Here is a 17,791-nt window from a genome sequence, read left to right on the forward strand (position 1 = left end):
ACAAACCCTCTTATTGTTCTGTCAGCGTGCGCACATCGACGCCGCTTTCGAGATGCGCCAACTGCGCGTCATCGCTGATGCCAAAACCGATCTGTGTCACTGCCATCGCGGCAATCGCCGTGGCCCGGCGCAGGGTGTGCTCCGGCGTGTCGCCACTGAGCAAACCGTGGAGCATCCCGGCCAGCAGCGAGTCGCCGGCGCCCACGGTACTGGCCACTGCCACTTTGGGCGGTGTGGCGTGCAGCGCCGCACCTGGGCGGTACCAAGTCACGCCTGCGGCCCCGTCGGAGACCACCACATGCTCGACACCTTGCTGATGCAGGCGGCTGATGGCATCGGTGGCGCTACCCAGGGCCTCGGCCAACTCTTCGGTATTGGGTTTGACCAGCCACGGGCCAACCTCCAACCCCAGGCGCAGCGCTTCGCCGCTGGTGTCCAGGGCCACTTTCAACCCGAGGTCTTTCAACGCCTCCAGCAGACCTTTAAACCACTGCGGGCTGACGCCGCGCGGCAGGCTACCGGCCACCACCACCGCATCGAACTCCGGGCCAATGATCGCGACCATCTTGAGCAGCGCTTTTAGCGCCTCTTCAGTCACCAGCGGCCCCGGTGCATTGATGTCGGTGACCCGCCCATCCTGTTCGGCAATCTTGATGTTGCTACGGGTTTCGCCGGGGACACGAATGAAGGCATCGCCAAACCCACGGCGCTTGATCAGCGCATTGAACGCCTGGGGGTTGGCACTGCCGAGGAACCCGCCCACGCTGACGTAATGGCCCAGGTCCGCCAGCACTTGCGCCACATTCACGCCCTTGCCCGCCGCGTGGGTGAGCATCGCCTCACTGCGATTGACCTCACCGGGTTGCAGGTGCGCCAGGCGTACCGTGAGGTCCAACGCCGGGTTCAGCGTCAGAGTCAGAATATTCGCCATCTACACGGCCTCCACTAGGGCACGCACTTCGGCAGGCGAACCCACCGCCAGTGCTTGTTGCGCCAGGCCTTGGGCCTCGCTCAGACTGAACTCACGCACCCGCGCCTTCACCTCGGGAATGCTGCGGGCCGACACGCTCAACTCATCCACACCCAGGCCGACCAGCACCGGCACCGCCAGCGGGTCCGCCGCCAACTCGCCGCACACGCCCACCCATTTGCCGTGGGCATGGGCGGCGCGCACGGTGATGTCGATCAGTTGCAAAACTGCCGGGTGCAAGCCATCGGCCTGGGCCGACAGGGTCGGGTGGCCACGGTCGATGGCCAGGGTGTACTGGGTCAGGTCGTTGGTGCCGACGCTGAAGAAGTCGACTTCCTTGGCGAGCACCGGCGCCAGCAACGCGGCTGAAGGCACTTCGATCATGATCCCCAGTTGCAGGTCCGCTACCGGGATCTCCAGGCGCAGGCGCTCGGTCATGTCCCGGGCGGCGCGCCACTCATCCACGCTGCCGACCATGGGGAACATGATGCGCAGCGGGCGGTTATCCGCAGCACGCAGCAGTGCGCGCAGTTGCGCTTCCATGATCTGCGGGCGTTGCAGCGTCAGGCGAATGCCGCGCACACCGAGGAAGGGGTTTTCTTCTTCGGCGATCGGCCAATAGGGCAAGGGCTTGTCGCCGCCCACATCCAGGGTGCGCACCACCAACGGGCGACCGTTGAGGCCGTCGAGTACGCGACGGTATTCGGCCTCCTGGGTGGCCTCGTCCGGCGCCTGGGGGTGGGCCATGAAAATCAGTTCGGTGCGCAGCAGGCCAATACCTTCGGCGCCCTGCTCCACTGCACTGGCCACCCCGGCGCTTTCACCAATGTTGGCGAACACTTCCACGGCGTGGCCGTCACGGGTCAGCGCCGCTTCATGGCGTTGGGCCGAAGCAGCTTGCAAGCGCTGTTCGCGACTGTCGCGCTCCACGGTGGCGCGTTGCAGGGTGGCGGCGTCGGGGTCCACATGCAGGCGACCGCGCTGGCCATCGAGCAAAAGCGGCGTGCCGGCGTTGAGCAGTAATACCGCAGCGCCAGCACCGACCAAGGCCGGAATGCCCAAGGCGCGAGCGACGATGGCACTGTGAGCGGTGGCGCCACCTCGGGCGGTGAGAATGCCGGCAACGCGGGCAGGGTCCAGGCGTGCTACATCCGAAGGGCCGACTTCTTCCATCACCAGGATGTAGGGTTCACTCGGTTCCTGCACGCTTTGGACGCCGCATAATTGGGCCAGCACGCGGCGGCCGATGTCACGCAAGTCGGCAGCACGCTCGGCCAACAGGGCATCCTGCAAGGCTTCCTGTTGCTTGGCGGCGGCTTCGATCACGCTCATCCAGGCGGCTTCGGCGCTTTCGCCTTGCTTGAGGCGGGTGTCGACTTCGTCGGTCAGTTCCGGGTCGTCGAGCATTTCCTGGTGGGTGATGAAAATCTCGCGGATGGCCTTGGCCTGGCTACGCTCGATCAGGCCCTGGATATCCGTGCGCACGTCGCTCAAGGCCGTGTGCAGGCGCTGGCGTTCGGCGGCGGCAGACTCACCGCGCAGCGGGTAATCGAACACCTGCGGCACCTGGATATGGGCCGGGCCGATGGCAATACCCGGTGCGGCGGCAATCGCCTGGAGTTGGCTACCGCTCACTGGCGCGCTAAGCACGGGTTCGATGTCGACCGGTGCTGGCTGTGCGCTCACGGTGGGCAAAGGCTCGACCTCTTCGCCAAGGCCCTCTTGCACGGCGGCCAAGAGGGCGGGCAGTGCATCGCCGGCCACCGTCGGCTCGGCCACAAATTCCAGCACCTGGCCACGACGTGCGCCGAGGCTGAGCAACTTGCTCAAGCTTTTGACCGACACGGCGCCCACCGCGCCATCGACGATGCGCACGCGGATATCGCCATCAAAACTTTTCGCCAATTGGGCAAGGATCTTCGCCGGGCGCGCATGCAACCCGTGGGCGTTGGCCAGGGTAATGCGGGCGCTGGGCCAGTCCGGTGGCAGTTCACCGCCCAGCACTTCCAGCACCGCACGGCTGCTGGTGGCGCGCCCCAATTCCTGACCACGCCCTTCAATCAACAAGGCACACAGGCGTTCAAGCAGGCTTTGGTGCGCTTCGCCGAGGCTCGCCAGGCAAAACAGGCCGTGCAAAGGCTGGCCGAGGTAACGCATGGGTTTGTCCGGCGTCACGAAGGCCAGGCCCGGACGCTTGACCGTCTGCTCGCTGTGCAACCACCACAGGCCATCGCCCAGGGGCAGCGCGTCGACCTGCTGCAACACGGCGGCAAAGCCATTGCTCACACAGTCGGCCTGGCGCAGCAGGCGTGCACCGCGCCACACCAACTCTTCAAAATCATCGGCCGACACGCCCAGGCTGATCATCTGTGCATCCAGGGCCAGTTCCTGGGGCGCGCCTTGCAACAGTTTCAACAGGGCTTCGGCACTGCCAGCACGGCGCAAGGCCTGACCCAGGTCGGTTTCACCGAGAGCACGAGTGAGCAGTTGCAGCAGGCGCAGGTGTTCATCGGATTTAGCCGCGATGCCAATCGCCAGGTAGACGATCTGGCCATCGCCCCAGTCCACCCCTTCGGGGAACTGCAGCAAGCGCACACCGGTGGAAAATACCTGGTCGCGGGTTTCTGGCGTGCCATGGGGAATGGCAATGCCTTGGCCGAGAAAGGTCGAGCCTTGGGCTTCACGGGCTTGCAAGCCACTGAGATAACCTTCGGCAACCAGGCCATCGGCCACTAATTTGTCAGCGAGCAGGTGCAAGGCAGCAGATTTATCCACAGCCACCTGGCCCATGGATATCTGCTCTACAGTGAGCTCAAGCATGCCGTTCTCCTAGTTAGTGCGACCGGCGCACTAGGTATTGTTGTAGGTAAATATGTTCAAAATTAACTGACTGAGCGGTCAATTGGCAGTGATCACTCAGCGGCGAACATCGTAAAAATACGCTTGCTGAAACGTTTAATCTAGAATTTATGGCAGATTACGCGTTAATTGCGCAAGCTTGAAGGGCCACTCGGCGCTTGCTGTGGGGCATGGGTCGAATGCTGGAATCGGTTACGATTGGACAAAATGTCGGGGCGAGCGCCAAAAAACAAGGAAATCCCGGTTTGAAACTCAGTGATATCGCACGTCTGGCCGGTGTGTCCGTTACCACCGCCAGCTATGTCATCAATGGCAAGGCCGAACAGCAGCGCATCAGCAACGCAACCGTTGAGCGTGTGCGTGCCGTGGTCCAGGCCCATGGTTTTACCCCCAACCCTCAAGCTGCCGGGCTGCGCAGCCGGCATACACGCACCTTGGGGTTCATCCTGCCAGACCTGGAAAACCCCAGCTACGCACGCATCGCCAAATTGCTGGAACAAGGTGCGCGGGCGCGAGGCTATCAGTTGCTGATCGCCAGCTCCGATGATGAAGCGGACAGCGAACGCCAACTGCTGCAACTGTTCCGTGCCAGGCGTTGCGATGCGTTGTTCGTCGCCAGTTGCCTGCCGGCCAGCGATGACAGCTATCGCGAGCTGCAGGCCAAGGGGCTGCCAGTGATTGCCATCGACCGGGAGATGGAGCCGAACCAGTTCTGCTCCGTGGTCAGCGACGACCACCAGGCCTGCCAGCAACTCACCAGCAGCCTGCTACAACCGCTGCCCAAGCAGATCGCACTGATTGGCGCGCGGCCCGAACTGAGCATCAGCCAGGCACGTACCGCCGGTTTCCGGGATGCGCTGCAAGGCTTCACGGGCGAAGTGATTATCGAACAGGGCGAAGCCTTCAGCCGTGACTGCGGCCGAGAGCTGATGGAGCAACTGCTGCAACGCCTGGGGCATCTGCCGGACGCGCTGGTAACCACCTCCTACGTACTGCTGCAAGGCGTGTTCGACGCGCTGCATGACTTCCCGCTCAAGTCGCGGCCCCTGCGCCTGGGCACCTTCGGCGATACGCAGTTGCTGGATTTCCTGCCGCTGCCGGTCAACGCCATGGCCCAGCAACATCAGTTGATTGCCGAAACCGCCCTGCGTCTGGCCCTGGCCGCCATTGAAGAGGAACAGTACCAACCCGGCGTGCATGCGATTGGCCGGACCTTCAAGCAGCGTATCCACGAGGCCTGAGCGTGGAGCTGATCGACACCCACACGCACCTGGACTTCGAGGACTTCGAGCAGGATCGCTCGCACGTCCTCGCCCACAGCCGTGAACTCGGCGTGCGGCGCCTGGTGGTGCTGGGGGTGTACCAGAAAAATTGGCAGCGGCTGTGGGACTTGGTGCAACAAGACGAAGGCTTGTTCGCCGCCTTCGGCTTGCACCCGGTGTATCTCGATGAGCATCGCCCCGCCGACCTGCTGGAACTGGGCGACTGGTTGACGCGCCTGCACGGCCACCGGCAACTGTGCGCCGTGGGCGAAATTGGCCTGGATTACTTTCTGGAACAGTTGGACCACGAGCGCCAGCAACCGCTGTTTGAAGCCCAACTGAAACTCGCAGTGGATTTCCAACTGCCGGCCTTGCTCCACGTTCGCCGCAGCCACGCCGCCGTGATTGCCACCCTCAAGCGCATCCGCGTGCCCAGAGGCGGCATCATCCATGCGTTCGCCGGCAGCGCTGAAGAGGCCCGCGAGTACATCAAGCTCGGGTTCAAACTGGGCCTGGGCGGCGCTGCCACCTGGCCCCAGGCCCTGCGCATGCACCGGGTACTGGCGCAGTTGCCACTCGACGCCGTGGTGCTGGAAACCGACTCGCCGGATATGGCCCCGGCCATGTACCCCAACCAGCGCAATAGCCCGCAGCACCTGCCGCAGATCTGCACGGCCCTGGCCGAACGCATGGGTATCAGCCCTTTATTGCTGGCTGAGGCGAGCACACGCAATGCGTGCGAGCTGTTCAACTGGTAGCGGACTGATCACCTGCAACTTCAAGGTCATAGTCTGCCGATGGCGGGCATAGCGCACCACCAGCAAATGGATCAGCACGGCGACCAGCGAAATGTTCAGTTGCCCGATCACACTGAGCAGCCCCAACCATTCAGCGACCAAGGCCATCAGAAAGGTTGCGCACGTCAGCATGATCATGCTCGGCCGCACCAGCGCCCAGTGGTCCAGGGCCTTGAACTGGCGCAACTGCTTGACACACTCCAACTGCAAACCGCAGTGGCAATACGTACAGTCAAACGGCACCTCAATGGCAATGGCGTTCAGTTGCCAGGGCTTGAGCTCAAACGTCATGTTGCATTGGGCGCAATGCCCTTTGATACCGATTGCGGCGGCCATCGTTTTGTCCCCTCGTGACCGTGACGGATGAAATAAATTTTCACCTAATCACGCCCCGATAAAACACGCATCGGTAAATCAGGACATAAGCCACATGGCCCGCCGCTTCGTCCTTCAGAACCTCCCTACACCCGAAACGCACCAATCAATTGCTTCAACTCAACCACCTGGCTTGCCAGTTGCCGACTGGCCGCTTCCGTGTGCTGCGCGCCTTGCGCCGCATGCTCGCCGGCGCGGTTGATTTCGACAATGTTCTGGTCGATGTCGTGGGCGACCGCCGTTTGCTGCTCCACGGCGGCGGCGATCTGCTGGTTCTGATCGACGATCATCCCAACCGCCCCCAGGATATTTTCCAGGGCTTGCTGGACTTTTTCCGACTGCCCTACCGTGCCATTCGCCATTTCATGGCTGCTGCCCATGGCCTTCACCGCCGCGCCGACGCCGCTGTGCAAGCGGATGATCATCTGCTCGATTTCCTCGGTGGAGTGCTGGGTGCGCCGAGCCAGGGTGCGCACCTCGTCGGCCACCACCGCAAACCCGCGCCCTTGGTCACCGGCGCGCGCCGCTTCGATGGCCGCGTTGAGCGCCAGCAGGTTGGTCTGCTCGGCGATGCTCTTGATCACCTCCAGCACGCTGCTGATGGACTGGCTGTCGGTAGCCAGTTGGTTGATCACCCGCACCGATTCGTCGATCTCCGCCGCCAGGCGCGCGATACCGCCTTGCTGGGATTGCACCAGCGCACGCCCGCTGACGGTTTCATCGTTGACACTCTGAGCACTGCTGACCGCCGCCGCCGCGCTGCGCGCCACCTCCTGGGCGGTGGCGGACATCTGGTTCATCGCCGTCGCCACTTGCTCGATCTGGCTGCGCTGGCCGGACACCGCCTGGTTACTCTGTGCCGACACCGCCTGCACCTGGCCGGCCTGCAACTCGACCTGGCTGACCGTATGCCCAACACGCTCGATCAGGTCATGAATCTTGGCCACGGTGCCATTGAACACCTGGCCCAGGTCGCCCAGTTCGTCACGGCTTTGCGCAACGAAGGTGACCGTCATGTCACCTGCCGCCACTTTGTCCATCATCGCCCCCAGGCGCCGCAAGGTGGTGCGGGTGGAGACAAAGAAACCGGCATAGAGATAGAAAATCAGCGCAAACACCGCCGCCAGGGCCGTGACCAGCAACACCATATGCAAACGGTTCTGCGCCAGGCGCTGCTGCAACTGCTGCCCGAGGAACGCCAGGGTGGCGTCATCCAATTGATAGGTCTTGGCCATCAGTTGGCTGACGCCGTCATAAAAGCCCTGCCAAGGCGCGTCGAGGGTCTCGGCCATCACCACCTGCTCTTCGAAAAACTCACTGCCTTGCTTAAGGCTCGCCTGGCTGGCTTGCGCCGAGACGTCGAGGGCGGCGTGCGCGGCCTTGCTGGCGCCCAGCGCGTCCTGCAGCTTCAGGCCATATTCACCGTGGAGTTTTTCCAGTTGCTGCAACAGTTCGTCAAAACGGGTGCTGGAGGACGAATTGATAAAGCCCTGCCCCAGGGAGTACGCGCCCATCGCCCGGCCTTCGCCCAAGGCCTGGGTGACTTGAGGGGTGACGGTGGTGACCAGGTCGCTGAGCTGGCGCAGATCACTTTGCGGATCACGGCTCAAGCCGGCTTGGCTGGCAATGATCTGGCTGAACATCTGGGCCTGGTTGAGTAACTTGCTAATCAACGCCGCTTTGTTGAGCAGTGAGGTTTCCTGCTGCTGGGCCTTGAACGCGGCGATCAGTTCGTCGCGCTTACTGTCGAAGACGGCAACTTGCTCGGGCTGGGTCGCAATGGCGCGCAAGCCCTGCAAGCGCTCCACTACACTCGCTTCCAAAGCGCTGATTCTGGTCTCCAGGTCTGCCGCTTTGCCAGACTGGCCGAGGGTCGCGTTGATCTGAACCTGGTTGTTGAGGGTTTCCAGCTCGCGACGCAACGCCAGGCTGCTGCCGAGCAGGTCAAGGCTTTGCAGTTCGACGCGGGTGCCCTGGTATTCACGCCACGAGTCGCGCACCAGGTAATAGTTGGTCGCCAGCATCGGCAGCAGGAACAGCACGCTGATCAGGCTGAACTTCATGCCGAAGCTCAGGCGGTTCATCAGCGCGACGGCGGGATAGAGCAAGCTCTTCACAGGTGACCTCCCCTTCTTTTATTTTTATTGAGGCGCAGGGCGGCGGCAGATAGCCACTATTTGGCGCTCTATCTGTATAGCTCAATTCGAAAGGGAGTTTTGTAACGTAAGGTTAACGGCGAGGGGCAAGCCCTAATGCCATGTAGGAGCGAGCTTGCTCGCGAAAAACTTAACGACGCCGCGTTTATTCAGGAAGCACGCGTTATCGTTGACGTTTTTCGCGAGCAAGCTCGCTCCTACAAATTGGCATCAGGGGAGTACCGTCCAGATGGCAAACCCGGCATACCACAGCACCGCCGCGCGCAGCAGCAGTTCCCACAGGCGATCCAGGCTGTTGATGCCATCGGCCCCCACCACTGGCGGCGGGATCTCCGCAGCAGCCAGGCCGACTTTTTCCACCAGCTGTGCAGCGCTGATATCCCAACTCAGCAGTTCGTGGAGCATCACACGGCTGACCCCGACGAAATTGCCCACCAAGGCAAAGCTGGCCGCCAGCAGGCGTACCGGCAACCAGTCAAACGCGTGACGCAATTGCGTGGCGCGCTCGGCCACCAAGGGGTTCTGGCTGTGTTCGCTGGCCAGCGCCAACAGGCGGTACGCCAGGGCTGCCACCGGGCCCAGCAGGAAATACCAGAAAATCACCGCAAAGAAGCTTTGGTACGCCTGCCACAGCAGGTAGCCCTGGACGCGCTCCAGCAGTTGCTCGCCACTGTCGGCGCCAAGCTTGAGGTCGCGTTCGGCCACATGCTCGGCCGCTTGCAGGTCACCGCGCCGCCAGGCATCACGAAACGGCCCCAGCCCTGCCAATAGGTCGCCACGGCCCAGGCTATAGATCACCACCAGCAAATGCACCGGCAATGCCAACAGGCCATAGGCCACTGGCTCCAGCACCAGCAACAGCAACGCCAGCAATGCCACTGGCAACAGCACCAATACCAGCAGGATCAACCAGGGCCGCTTGCCCATGCGCGGGCTCGATTCCAGCTTGGCCAGTTCACGCAGCCATCCGCCGTCACGCTGCAACCGCAGGCGCAAGGCCGAGAACTTCTCGATCCATACCGCCAGCACCAACACCAGGAAACTCATCGTTCGTGTCCTCCATCCTGCAGGGCGCTGCGAAAGCGCGTCCAATCAAAAGCGGGGCCTGGGTCAGTCTTGCGCCCCGGAGCGATGTCGCTATGACCACAAATATTTTGGTAGGTGATATCTGGGTAAGCGGCCAGCAGTTGGCGCGTCAGGTCGATCAACGCCGCGTACTGGGCATCGGTGAACGGCAGGTCATCCGTACCTTCCAGCTCGATCCCAAGGGAAAAATCGTTGCACACCTCGCGCCCCTTGAAGCAGGAAACACCGGCATGCCAGGCCCGGTCGCGGCACGAAACAAATTGCGTCACAGTGCCGTCACGTTCAATCAGAAAATGCGCAGACACCCGTAGGCTGGCTATCCCTTCAAAGTAGGGATGCTCTGAAATATCCAGGCGGTTCTGGAAAAACTCCTGCACCTTGCCGGTCTTGAACTGCGCCGGAGGCAAACTGATGTTGTGCACCACCAACAGCGAGATTTCGCCTTCAGGGCGCTCGTTGAAGTTGGGCGAAGGGCAATGACGAATGCCCTGGCACCAACCGCTGGCGGGGTCCAACTGCATACAGGCTCCTTGAGTGAGACGAGGTGTGACCAGTATGCCGCGTTCCACCCTGCGGTTGCGATCACTTGCCGCGATTGAGTTGCCGCAGGTTACCCACCACGGCTGTCAGCGCACGTTCGAACAGCGGGCCATCGTCCAAGCTGTGCAGGACGCCCTGCTTGAACGCCAGGGCTAACTGGCACGCGCTTTTCTCCAGGACCTTGAGGCCCGTGCGGCTGACAAAAATATAGGTATCGGCGGGCGGCATGATTGCGGTCAACTTGCAGCGCAGGGTACCGGCTTCATGTTGCTGCAACGCAACCCAGGCACCGACTCGCAACTGCTGGACCTTGATCAGGTCGGGATCGTCAGGGGGCATTGATTCATCGGCGGCCGGCGGGCCAGCGTCCAGGGTAAAAGGCTCGCGGACTTCGACCAGTACCTCGCCGTCGAGCGGCTGAACATGCAGAGCCTGCAACCGCAGGAAAAACTCGCGGGTACTGAAAGGATCGAACGCCGCACCGGCCAATCCGTCACGCAATGCTTTGAGCAGCCCGGGTAATTGCTCCAGCAAACGCCGGCCGGCTTCGGTGTCTTCACGCAGGCCCACGCTCCAGAGCAATTCATCCAGGGTGCGTAGCGCCGCCTGCCATTGCAGCGATTGTTCGCCGTGCTTGAGAACGGCCACTAACAGCACCTGGCTCCAGGCTTGCTGCACAAATTGCAGCACCGATGCCGGCAAGGTTTTGCCCGCGAGCCGCCGATTGAGCACCTGCGCCACACGTTGACGCGCCACCTGGGTATGCAGGCGCTCTTGCTCGGCGTCACGGGTATGCCGCTCAAGACGTTCACTGCGTGTGCGCTCTTGGGCTGTAAATGCGCTGAACGTGGTGAGCAACTGGGAGAAAATCGCCGGATCTTCGACGTACTCATTCAGCAACCGCTGTACGAGTTGCTCGATACACAGATAGAGGTTGTCCCGTGGGTGGTCATGGGGCGGGCTCCAGCCGATGACGGCGTTCGCGATGTCATTGAGCAAGCGCCGCGCCGGATGCTGCGTGCAACTGAGCAGGCTCTTGTCCAGCACCGCCACTTTCAGCAGCGGGATCTGCAAGCGGGCGATCAGCGCCTTGAAAGCGTCCGGCACACTGCTGTCATCGAGCATGAACTCGAACAGCATGGCCACCAGATTGATCACATCTTCGTCTGCTTCTTCCAACACCCGCGACTTGCCACTTTTGACACTGACCCGGGTGAGCAACTGTTCAAGCTGGCTGCGCAGGTCGAAATCGTCCTCGCACTCCGGCTCCGGTACATATTGCTGCAAATGCGACAGCAGGCGCAGCAGATCGCGGGTGGCAATGGGTTGCGGCTCGGCGCTGGCTTCAAGGGTCGGGGCCACGCTGCCACGCACGGCTACCAGCAGCGTCTGCAAGGCGCTGAACGCTTGCTGGCCGCTTTTATCCAGCGGCGGGTCGGCCACCGCTTGGCCGGAGCAGTCCTGATGCTCCCGGGCCGCACGCCCGCCGGCTCGACGGGACGGGACCGCTTTGAGTTCCGGCAATACGCCAGTGGCGATCAGCAATTGGTTGGCCTCGCCATACAACAGGTCGGCGTCACTGAGCACGTACTTCTCAAACAGCTTGAGCATGACCAGCTTGACGCGGATCTCCACCCCCAGGCTACGCCCTGCCTGCAGGAAAAAATCGCAAAGCCGCGCCGGGCCCAAGGGGTTTTCCGGATCATCCAGGCGCCTGCCAAGCAGTTCACTCAAGCGCGCGTTCAATTGCCCCAGCGCCAAGCCATCACGGTGGCGCACCCGACCGAGCATCGCCTCCAGGGCCACGGCTTTTTCCACGTCATCGGCGCTGGTGCCGGGTACCGCCTCATAAGACACCAGCGGCACCAGGTGCGCCCCGCTGCACCGGGCCTGGCCCAAGTTGGCGAACGCCACGAACAACTGCTCCATGAACACGCGTTCGAAGTTCTTGCGCTTGAGGCGCAGGTCGCGCATGGCCTCGAAAAAAATATGATGGTCGACGGTGCTACGGGCCTTTTCGGCCATTTCAAACAGGGTATCGTCGGCGTTATCGAACAGTTCCTGCAAACCCTGCTGCAGCTGTTGCGCAGCCTTGTCACGCACCTGCAGCAACACCACCGGCAGGCGCGCGAGCGGCGATGGCGTGGCCTGTGCCCTGTTGATAGGCACCACCTTCCCGTCATTGTGCATCCTGGCCTCCTGAAACGGCGGTTTTGAGAGGTGGAAAGACCGGGAGCAGGCCTGGCAGGCCCTGCAAATATCCCGGTTACCACCAAGACGTCAAAGCTATGACGCCAATTGCAAGGCGCGAGATTATCTTGCAAACGAGGGCAGTTGCGCCAGCACACTCTGACTTTGTGCGGTAAATGAGTGGCGAGCTGGGTTAGAACGCACGCTGGCCCTATAATCGAGGCACTTTGTTTGTGGAGCCTGTTATGCCGAACCTCCGTCTTGCCGACCTCACCGCCGAAATCGAAGCCAACGTGCGCCGCGCACTGCTGGAAGACATAGGCAGTGGTGACATCACCGCGCAGTTGATCCCGGCCGAACGGCTGGCCAAGGCCACGATCATTACCCGTGAAGCGGCCGTGATTGCCGGTACGGCCTGGGTGGATGCAGTGTTTCGTCAACTGGACCCACGGGTCGCCGTGCATTGGCAGGTAGCTGACGGTGAACGTGTCAGCCCCAACCAGGCGCTGTTCCACCTTGAAGGCCCGGCACGCTCGCTGCTCACGGGTGAACGCAGTGCGCTGAATTTTTTGCAGATGCTGTCAGGTGTAGCCACCCGAGCGCAGTTCCTGGCGGACTTTGTCGCGAGCACCCAGGTCAAACTGCTGGACACCCGCAAGACACTCCCAGGTCTGCGTTTGGCGCAGAAGTACGCGGTGACCTGCGGCGGTTGCCACAACCACCGTATCGGGCTGTATGACGCGTTCCTGATCAAGGAAAACCACATCGCCGCCTGCGGTGGTATTGCCCAAGCGATTACGGCCGCCCACGAGATCGCCCCGGGCAAGCCGGTGGAAATCGAAGTGGAAAGCCTGGAAGAGTTGCGCGAAGCCCTGGCGGCGGGTGCCGACATCATCATGCTGGATGAACTGAGCCTGGACGACATGCGCGAAGCCGTGCGCCTGAACGCCGGCAAGGCCAAGCTGGAAGCCAGCGGCGGGATCAATGAAACCACCTTGCTGCCTATCGCTGAGACCGGCGTGGACTACATCTCCATCGGGGCGATGACCAAGGATGTGAAGGCGGTGGACCTGTCGATGCGCCTCAGTATCTGAAGATGCCGTAACTGTAGGAGCGAGCTTGCTCGCGAAAAACCCTAACGATAACGCGTACCTCTGGGGGCACGCGGTGGTCTTGAGTTTTTCGCGAGCAAGCTCGCTCCTACAGGCTGCTTTTAGACGACGAGGTTATTCATCTCGCAGTACTCGTCCCAATCGACACCCAGCACCTCGGCCGCCTCTTTGTGCAAGGCCAACCGCGCGGCCTCGAACTCTTCAGGGGTCGTGGTGTACTTGAGGGTCAGCTCCCAAGGCTGAAGGCTCTGGCTCTCGGCCTCGTCCTCGAATGCCCACTGAATCTGGTCGCGCTGATCATCGGCACTCAGGTCCTTGATCTCTTCTTTTAGCTGCGGCGTGTCCTCAAGGTAGTGCTTGAGCGCTTGTTCGTGCCGCGCTTCCTGGGTCATTTCAGTCGTGGTCATGTTGTTCTCTTAGATCGAGGAATGGGAATGCATCTGGGTCTTCAAGGTTGCGCAGATACAAAAGAGCGGGCGCAAATGCCCGGCTCACCTGGCCTTCAGAACCATTCTGGGATCATCTGAAAACATTGCCGTTGAAACAGTGGTGCCTGTGGTGCCCGAGACAGGAATCGAACCTGCGACCTTCGCGTTACGAGTGCGCTGCTCTACCGGCTGAGCTACACGGGCGGTGGGCTAAAGCTAGCACTGCATTGGGCATGCAGCAACTTGCTCGCTCACCGCCCGGCGACTGTCACGCGCCGTTGGCGCCGCAACCCTTGGCAGCATACTGAGGCTCTACCGTGGTGGCACAGCTCCAGCCGCTGGTGGCGCTGCGGGTCAGGGTGATGGTCTTGCCGAGCACGGGCGCGGGCGCATCGAGGATTTCACAACGGATAGTACCGACGCCCGAGGCCACATCGCCCGTCACTTCGATAGTGCAGTTGGCGGTAGGGCTGGTTCCACCGATCAGCGGCAGCTTCGGCACTTCGCCCTGATTGATAGCGTCCTCGTAGCCGGCCTTTAACGCGCTGATTTCAGCCAACCCCGCGGTGAACTTGGCCTTGGCCTGGTGCTTGGTGTACATGGGCAGACCGATGGTGGCCAAAATGCCGATGATTGCCACGACAATCAACAACTCGATCAAGGTAAAACCTTTTTGACGCATCTCTTTCACTCTCCAGAATAGAACCATGACAAGGCGCGTCCTGCGCCCCGTAGTGTGCAACGGCGCCAGTGTACTCATCCCCACGCAGCCGTTCGCCTGCAAGACGCACAATCTGACATTTTATCGCCCAGCACCAGCCTGCCCGACTCCGCCACCTGACTAAGCTATAAATTCTTCACGATCTGGGTGCGCCAACCTCACATGAACGACACTCCAACAATCTATGCCTGGGAGGGCATCAACCGCAAAGGGCGCCGGGTCTCCGGGCAAATCGCCGGCCATAACCTTGCGCTGATCAAGGTACAACTGCGCCAGCAAGGGATCTGCCCCGAGCGTGTGCGCAAAAAATCTTGTGCACTGCCGACCTTCAAGACGCGCATAACGCCCGCAGATATCGCCCTGTTCACTCGCCAGTTGGCCACCTTGCTCAAGGCCGGCATTCCGCTGCTGCAAGCCTTCGACATCATCAGTGAAGGCGTCGAAAACCCACAGCTGCGCGAACTGGTGAAGGCGCTGAAACAGCATATTGCCAGCGGCCACCCGTTGGTTGCTGCCCTGCGTCAGTATCCCCGCCACTTCGATGAGCTGTACTGCAATCTGGTGGCGGCTGGCGAAATGGCCGGTGCCCTGGAAACCCTACTGGAGCGCGTGGCGATTCATCTGGAAAAAAGCCAACGGCTCAAAACCAGGATCAAGAAAGCCATGACCTACCCTATCGCGGTACTGGTAATTGCCACAGGGGTGAGCACAGTGCTGTTGATCCATGTGGTGCCGCAATTCCAGAACTTGTTCGCCGGGGTCAACGGCCAATTGCCGGGGTTTACCCTGGGGGTCATCGCGCTGTCGGAACTGCTGCAACAGGCGTGGTGGATGCTGGGGCTGGGTGTGGGCGCGGCGCTGGGCGCGGGTCGCCACGCCTACCGGACTCACCCGGGGTTTCGCCATGGGTGGGCAGCAGGTTTGTTGAAAGTGCCCGTGGCAGGCAAACTGCTGCACAAATCTGCGGTCGCCCGCTACGCACGCACGCTATCCACTACCTTTGCGGCGGGCGTTCCTCTGGTACAGGCATTGGGTTCGGTGGCTGGCGCCGTCGGTCATGGCCCCTTTAAACAGGCAATCGAACGTATGCGCCACGATGTATCCACAGGCATGCAGTTGAATCAATCGATGCATAACAGCGGCCTGTTCCCAGGCATGGCAATCCAGATGACCGCAATCGGTGAGGAGTCCGGCACCCTGGACCGCATGCTGGAAAAAGTCGCGAACCACTACGAGTCAGACGTGGATACCTTGGTCGACAATCTCACCAGCCTGATGGAGCCGCTGATCATGGTGGTATTGGGGGGGATTGTCGGCGCGCTGGTAGTCGCCATGTACTTGCCGGTATTCCAATTGGGGACGGCGTTTTGAGCCTGTTGCTGAGCGAACATCCCTGGGCGTTTGTAGGCCTGGCGCTGGTGTTGGGCCTGATCGTCGGCAGCTTCCTCAATGTTCTGGTGTGGCGCCTGCCCAAAATGCTCGAGCGGGAGTGGCGTGCCCAGGCCCATGAGATTCTCGACTTGCCAGCCGAGCCCGATGGACCGGCCTATAACCTGATGCGCCCCAACTCATGCTGCCCGCACTGCAATCAACCGATTCGGCCTTGGGAAAATATCCCGGTGCTCAGCTACCTGCTGCTCCGGGGGCATTGTGCCCACTGCCGCGAACCCATCGGCCTGCGTTACCCCCTCACCGAACTGGCCTGCGCGCTGATCTCAACCGCTGTCGCCTGGCACTTCGGCTTCGGCTGGCAAGCCGGCGCGGTGATGCTGTTGAGTTGGGGCTTGCTGGGGATGAGCCTGATTGATCTGGACCACCAACTGCTGCCGGATGTGCTGGTGCTGCCGCTGCTATGGCTGGGGCTGATCCTCAACAGCGCTGACCTGCTGACGCCCCTGCCCGATGCAGTATGGGGCGCGGTCATCGGCTACATGAGCTTGTGGAGCCTGTTCTGGCTCTTCAAGCTGGCCACTGGCAAGGACGGCATGGGCCATGGCGACTTCAAATTATTGGCCTTGCTGGGAGCCTGGGGCGGCTGGCAGATTCTGCCGATGACCCTGCTGATGGCCTCGCTGCTGGGCGTGTTTGCCGGGTTGATTCTGTTGCGTTTGCGTAAGGCCCAGGTGTCAGCGCCGATGCCGTTTGGCCCCTGCCTGGCAATTGCCGGCTGGATTGCATTGCTCTGGGGTGGTCAAATAACCGACTTCTATTTGCAGTCTGTCGGTTTCAGATGACCACTTCTGTTGCAACACCCTGGATTCTTGGGCTCACGGGCGGCATTGGCAGCGGCAAAAGCGCTGCGGCCGAGCACTTTATCAAGCTGGGCATCGACCTGGTGGACGCCGATCACGCCGCGCGCTGGGTCGTCGAGCCGGGCCGCCCGGCGCTGGCGCGCATTGCCGAACATTTCGGCAGTGGCGTGCTGCAAGCCGACGGCCAACTGGACCGTGCCGCGCTGCGCAAACTGATTTTTGAGGTCCCACAAGAGCGCCTGTGGCTGGAGGCCTTGCTGCACCCGCTGATCGCCGAGGAAATTCGCAGCCACCTGGCACGCGCCCAGTCGCCCTACGCGATCCTGGTGTCACCGCTGCTGATCGAATCCGGACAGTACAGCATGACCCAGCGCATCCTGGTGATCGACGTGCCGCAATCGCTGCAGATTCAGCGTACCCTGCAGCGCGATGGCATCAGCGAACAACAGGTGCAGGCGATTCTCAAGGCCCAGTCCAGCCGCGAAGACCGCCTGAACCATGCCGATGACGTGCTGGTCAACGATAAGGACCTGGCCTGGCTGCACGGCGAGGTCGAGCGACTGCACCACTTTTACCTTACTTTGCGTGGAGGCCGATCATGAGCCAACCCTTGACCGTCGACTGCCCAACCTGCGGTGCCCCCGTGGAATGGAAAGCGACCAACCTCAACCGGCCGTTCTGCTCGGACCGTTGCAAACTCATCGACCTGGGTGCCTGGGCCGCTGAAGAACACAAGATTCCCGTGGCCCCTGACGCCGAAGACGAACTGTTTTCCGAAGACCTGCCGCCGCGCCACTAAGGCCGCATAAAGGCATATTCCTGCTGGTCGTCGAGGTTTTCTGCAAGGTATTGCAACTCGTCGGCCAGGTCTTCAAAGCTGCGTACACCCTTGCTTTGCTGCACCACTGCGCTGAGCATGGCGCGCAAGGTCAAGCCGGGGTCAAACCCGATTTCCTGCGCTGCGTCCTGGCTTCTGCGCAACTCCTGCCGTGCCCATTCATACACACTCATGATTCGTGCTCCTGAAAATTTTGCAGAGCATG

At 61.6% G+C, this 17,791-nt stretch carries 17 protein-coding genes, 1 tRNA gene and 1 pseudogene; 7 read left to right on the forward strand and 12 right to left on the reverse strand.

Annotated elements, in window-relative coordinates:
- Window positions 1-10: 10 nt before the first annotated feature.
- Both pfkB and ptsP read right to left on the reverse strand, forming a co-directional pair.
- Complete coding sequence (gene pfkB, locus PSH76_RS23530; protein WP_032893608.1) at window positions 11-931, reverse strand: 1-phosphofructokinase; 921 nt, start codon at window positions 929-931, stop codon at window positions 11-13.
- On the reverse strand, window positions 932-3,790 hold the full coding sequence (gene ptsP / locus PSH76_RS23535; protein WP_305493005.1) for a phosphoenolpyruvate--protein phosphotransferase: 2,859 nt from the start codon (window positions 3,788-3,790) through the stop codon (window positions 932-934).
- 284 nt (window positions 3,791-4,074) lie between these two features.
- On the opposite strand from ptsP, the gene cra reads away from it, so the two are divergent.
- The gene (cra, locus tag PSH76_RS23540) at window positions 4,075-5,070 is read left to right on the forward strand and encodes a catabolite repressor/activator (RefSeq protein WP_098949587.1); all 996 of its coding nucleotides are present in this window, start codon (window positions 4,075-4,077) and stop codon (window positions 5,068-5,070) included.
- A 2-nt stretch (window positions 5,071-5,072) separates the two neighbouring features.
- Window positions 5,073-5,849 (forward strand): TatD family hydrolase, encoded by a 777-nt coding sequence (locus PSH76_RS23545; RefSeq protein WP_305493006.1) that lies wholly within the window; start codon window positions 5,073-5,075, stop codon window positions 5,847-5,849.
- Here PSH76_RS23545 and PSH76_RS23550 read toward each other — a convergent pair.
- The 6 genes and pseudogenes from PSH76_RS23550 to PSH76_RS23570 all read right to left on the reverse strand — a co-directional run bounded on the left by PSH76_RS23550 (window position 5,796) and on the right by PSH76_RS23570 (window position 12,235).
- Window positions 5,796-6,224, reverse strand: a complete 429-nt coding sequence (locus PSH76_RS23550) for a hypothetical protein (RefSeq protein WP_305493007.1) — start codon at window positions 6,222-6,224, stop codon at window positions 5,796-5,798. The two genes, PSH76_RS23545 and PSH76_RS23550, sit on opposite strands and share 54 nt — an antisense overlap.
- 125 nt (window positions 6,225-6,349) lie before the next feature.
- Window positions 6,350-7,279: a methyl-accepting chemotaxis protein gene (locus tag PSH76_RS30820; protein ID WP_370874669.1), complete on the reverse strand. Its 930-nt coding sequence runs from the start codon at window positions 7,277-7,279 to the stop codon at window positions 6,350-6,352.
- Window positions 7,256-8,347: pseudogene (locus tag PSH76_RS30825) on the reverse strand (methyl-accepting chemotaxis protein); the annotation flags it as partial. The pseudogene PSH76_RS30825 and the gene PSH76_RS30820, both read right to left, overlap by 24 nt.
- 282 nt (window positions 8,348-8,629) lie before the next feature.
- A complete protein-coding gene (ampE, locus tag PSH76_RS23560) occupies window positions 8,630-9,466 on the reverse strand; it encodes a regulatory signaling modulator protein AmpE (RefSeq protein WP_003188449.1) in 837 nt (278 codons plus the stop codon).
- Window positions 9,463-10,026 carry a 1,6-anhydro-N-acetylmuramyl-L-alanine amidase AmpD gene (ampD, locus tag PSH76_RS23565; RefSeq protein WP_305493009.1) on the reverse strand — a complete coding sequence of 188 codons (564 nt, stop codon included), beginning with the start codon at window positions 10,024-10,026 and terminating at the stop codon, window positions 9,463-9,465. Before ampD ends, ampE begins: the two co-directional genes overlap by 4 nt.
- 61 nt (window positions 10,027-10,087) lie before the next feature.
- The gene (locus PSH76_RS23570) at window positions 10,088-12,235 is read right to left on the reverse strand and encodes a DUF1631 domain-containing protein (RefSeq protein ID WP_305493010.1); all 2,148 of its coding nucleotides are present in this window, start codon (window positions 12,233-12,235) and stop codon (window positions 10,088-10,090) included.
- A 245-nt stretch (window positions 12,236-12,480) separates the two neighbouring features.
- Here PSH76_RS23570 and nadC point away from each other — a divergent pair, with 245 nt between their 5' ends.
- On the forward strand, window positions 12,481-13,329 hold the full coding sequence (gene nadC / locus PSH76_RS23575) for a carboxylating nicotinate-nucleotide diphosphorylase (RefSeq protein WP_098949594.1): 849 nt from the start codon (window positions 12,481-12,483) through the stop codon (window positions 13,327-13,329).
- 119 nt (window positions 13,330-13,448) lie between these two features.
- Here the strand turns inward: nadC and PSH76_RS23580 are convergent, their stop codons facing one another.
- From PSH76_RS23580 to PSH76_RS23590, 3 genes are all read right to left on the reverse strand, one after another.
- On the reverse strand, window positions 13,449-13,754 hold the full coding sequence (locus PSH76_RS23580) for a DUF6388 family protein (protein ID WP_032893620.1): 306 nt from the start codon (window positions 13,752-13,754) through the stop codon (window positions 13,449-13,451).
- Window positions 13,755-13,903: 149 nt separating this feature from the next.
- Window positions 13,904-13,979: transfer RNA gene (locus PSH76_RS23585), tRNA-Thr, on the reverse strand.
- A gap of 64 nt (window positions 13,980-14,043) precedes the next feature.
- Window positions 14,044-14,457: a pilin gene (locus tag PSH76_RS23590; RefSeq protein WP_138761279.1), complete on the reverse strand. Its 414-nt coding sequence runs from the start codon at window positions 14,455-14,457 to the stop codon at window positions 14,044-14,046.
- A gap of 201 nt (window positions 14,458-14,658) precedes the next feature.
- On the opposite strand from PSH76_RS23590, the gene PSH76_RS23595 reads away from it, so the two are divergent.
- The 4 genes from PSH76_RS23595 to yacG are packed head-to-tail and all read left to right on the forward strand — an operon-like array spanning window position 14,659 to window position 17,547.
- Window positions 14,659-15,867 carry a type II secretion system F family protein gene (locus PSH76_RS23595; RefSeq protein ID WP_305493011.1) on the forward strand — a complete coding sequence of 403 codons (1,209 nt, stop codon included), beginning with the start codon at window positions 14,659-14,661 and terminating at the stop codon, window positions 15,865-15,867.
- Window positions 15,864-16,730 carry an A24 family peptidase gene (locus PSH76_RS23600; protein ID WP_032893623.1) on the forward strand — a complete coding sequence of 289 codons (867 nt, stop codon included), beginning with the start codon at window positions 15,864-15,866 and terminating at the stop codon, window positions 16,728-16,730. The genes PSH76_RS23595 and PSH76_RS23600 overlap by 4 nt, the downstream gene beginning before the upstream one ends.
- Complete coding sequence (coaE, locus tag PSH76_RS23605; protein ID WP_032893625.1) at window positions 16,727-17,350, forward strand: dephospho-CoA kinase; 624 nt, start codon at window positions 16,727-16,729, stop codon at window positions 17,348-17,350. The genes PSH76_RS23600 and coaE overlap by 4 nt, the downstream gene beginning before the upstream one ends.
- The gene (gene yacG / locus PSH76_RS23610; RefSeq protein WP_003188437.1) at window positions 17,347-17,547 is read left to right on the forward strand and encodes a DNA gyrase inhibitor YacG; all 201 of its coding nucleotides are present in this window, start codon (window positions 17,347-17,349) and stop codon (window positions 17,545-17,547) included. Before coaE ends, yacG begins: the two co-directional genes overlap by 4 nt.
- Here yacG and PSH76_RS23615 read toward each other — a convergent pair.
- On the reverse strand, window positions 17,544-17,759 hold the full coding sequence (locus PSH76_RS23615; protein WP_003171680.1) for a hypothetical protein: 216 nt from the start codon (window positions 17,757-17,759) through the stop codon (window positions 17,544-17,546). The two genes, yacG and PSH76_RS23615, sit on opposite strands and share 4 nt — an antisense overlap.
- Between the last annotated feature and the right edge of the window lie 32 nt (window positions 17,760-17,791).

It is taken from the genome of Pseudomonas sp. FP215 (genome assembly GCF_030687795.1).
GTDB classification, from domain to species: domain Bacteria; phylum Pseudomonadota; class Gammaproteobacteria; order Pseudomonadales; family Pseudomonadaceae; genus Aquipseudomonas; species Aquipseudomonas salmasensis.

What these genes read in the sequence shown, in the direction of transcription:
- PSH76_RS23580 (WP_032893620.1), bottom strand. Translation starts at nt 13,754, where the DNA reads ATGACCACGACTGAAATGACCCAGGAAGCGCGGCACGAACAAGCGCTC.
- PSH76_RS23615 (WP_003171680.1), bottom strand. Translation starts at nt 17,759, where the DNA reads ATGAGTGTGTATGAATGGGCACGGCAGGAGTTGCGCAGAAGCCAGGAC.
- PSH76_RS23595 (WP_305493011.1), top strand. Translation starts at nt 14,659, where the DNA reads ATGAACGACACTCCAACAATCTATGCCTGGGAGGGCATCAACCGCAAA.
- ampD (WP_305493009.1), bottom strand. Translation starts at nt 10,026, where the DNA reads ATGCAGTTGGACCCCGCCAGCGGTTGGTGCCAGGGCATTCGTCATTGC.
- yacG (WP_003188437.1), top strand. Translation starts at nt 17,347, where the DNA reads ATGAGCCAACCCTTGACCGTCGACTGCCCAACCTGCGGTGCCCCCGTG.
- ampE (WP_003188449.1), bottom strand. Translation starts at nt 9,466, where the DNA reads ATGAGTTTCCTGGTGTTGGTGCTGGCGGTATGGATCGAGAAGTTCTCG.
- PSH76_RS23590 (WP_138761279.1), bottom strand. Translation starts at nt 14,457, where the DNA reads ATGCGTCAAAAAGGTTTTACCTTGATCGAGTTGTTGATTGTCGTGGCA.
- PSH76_RS30820 (WP_370874669.1), bottom strand. Translation starts at nt 7,279, where the DNA reads ATGACGGTCACCTTCGTTGCGCAAAGCCGTGACGAACTGGGCGACCTG.
- PSH76_RS23550 (WP_305493007.1), bottom strand. Translation starts at nt 6,224, where the DNA reads ATGGCCGCCGCAATCGGTATCAAAGGGCATTGCGCCCAATGCAACATG.
- PSH76_RS23570 (WP_305493010.1), bottom strand. Translation starts at nt 12,235, where the DNA reads ATGCACAATGACGGGAAGGTGGTGCCTATCAACAGGGCACAGGCCACG.
- coaE (WP_032893625.1), top strand. Translation starts at nt 16,727, where the DNA reads ATGACCACTTCTGTTGCAACACCCTGGATTCTTGGGCTCACGGGCGGC.
- pfkB (WP_032893608.1), bottom strand. Translation starts at nt 931, where the DNA reads ATGGCGAATATTCTGACTCTGACGCTGAACCCGGCGTTGGACCTCACG.
- nadC (WP_098949594.1), top strand. Translation starts at nt 12,481, where the DNA reads ATGCCGAACCTCCGTCTTGCCGACCTCACCGCCGAAATCGAAGCCAAC.
- ptsP (WP_305493005.1), bottom strand. Translation starts at nt 3,790, where the DNA reads ATGCTTGAGCTCACTGTAGAGCAGATATCCATGGGCCAGGTGGCTGTG.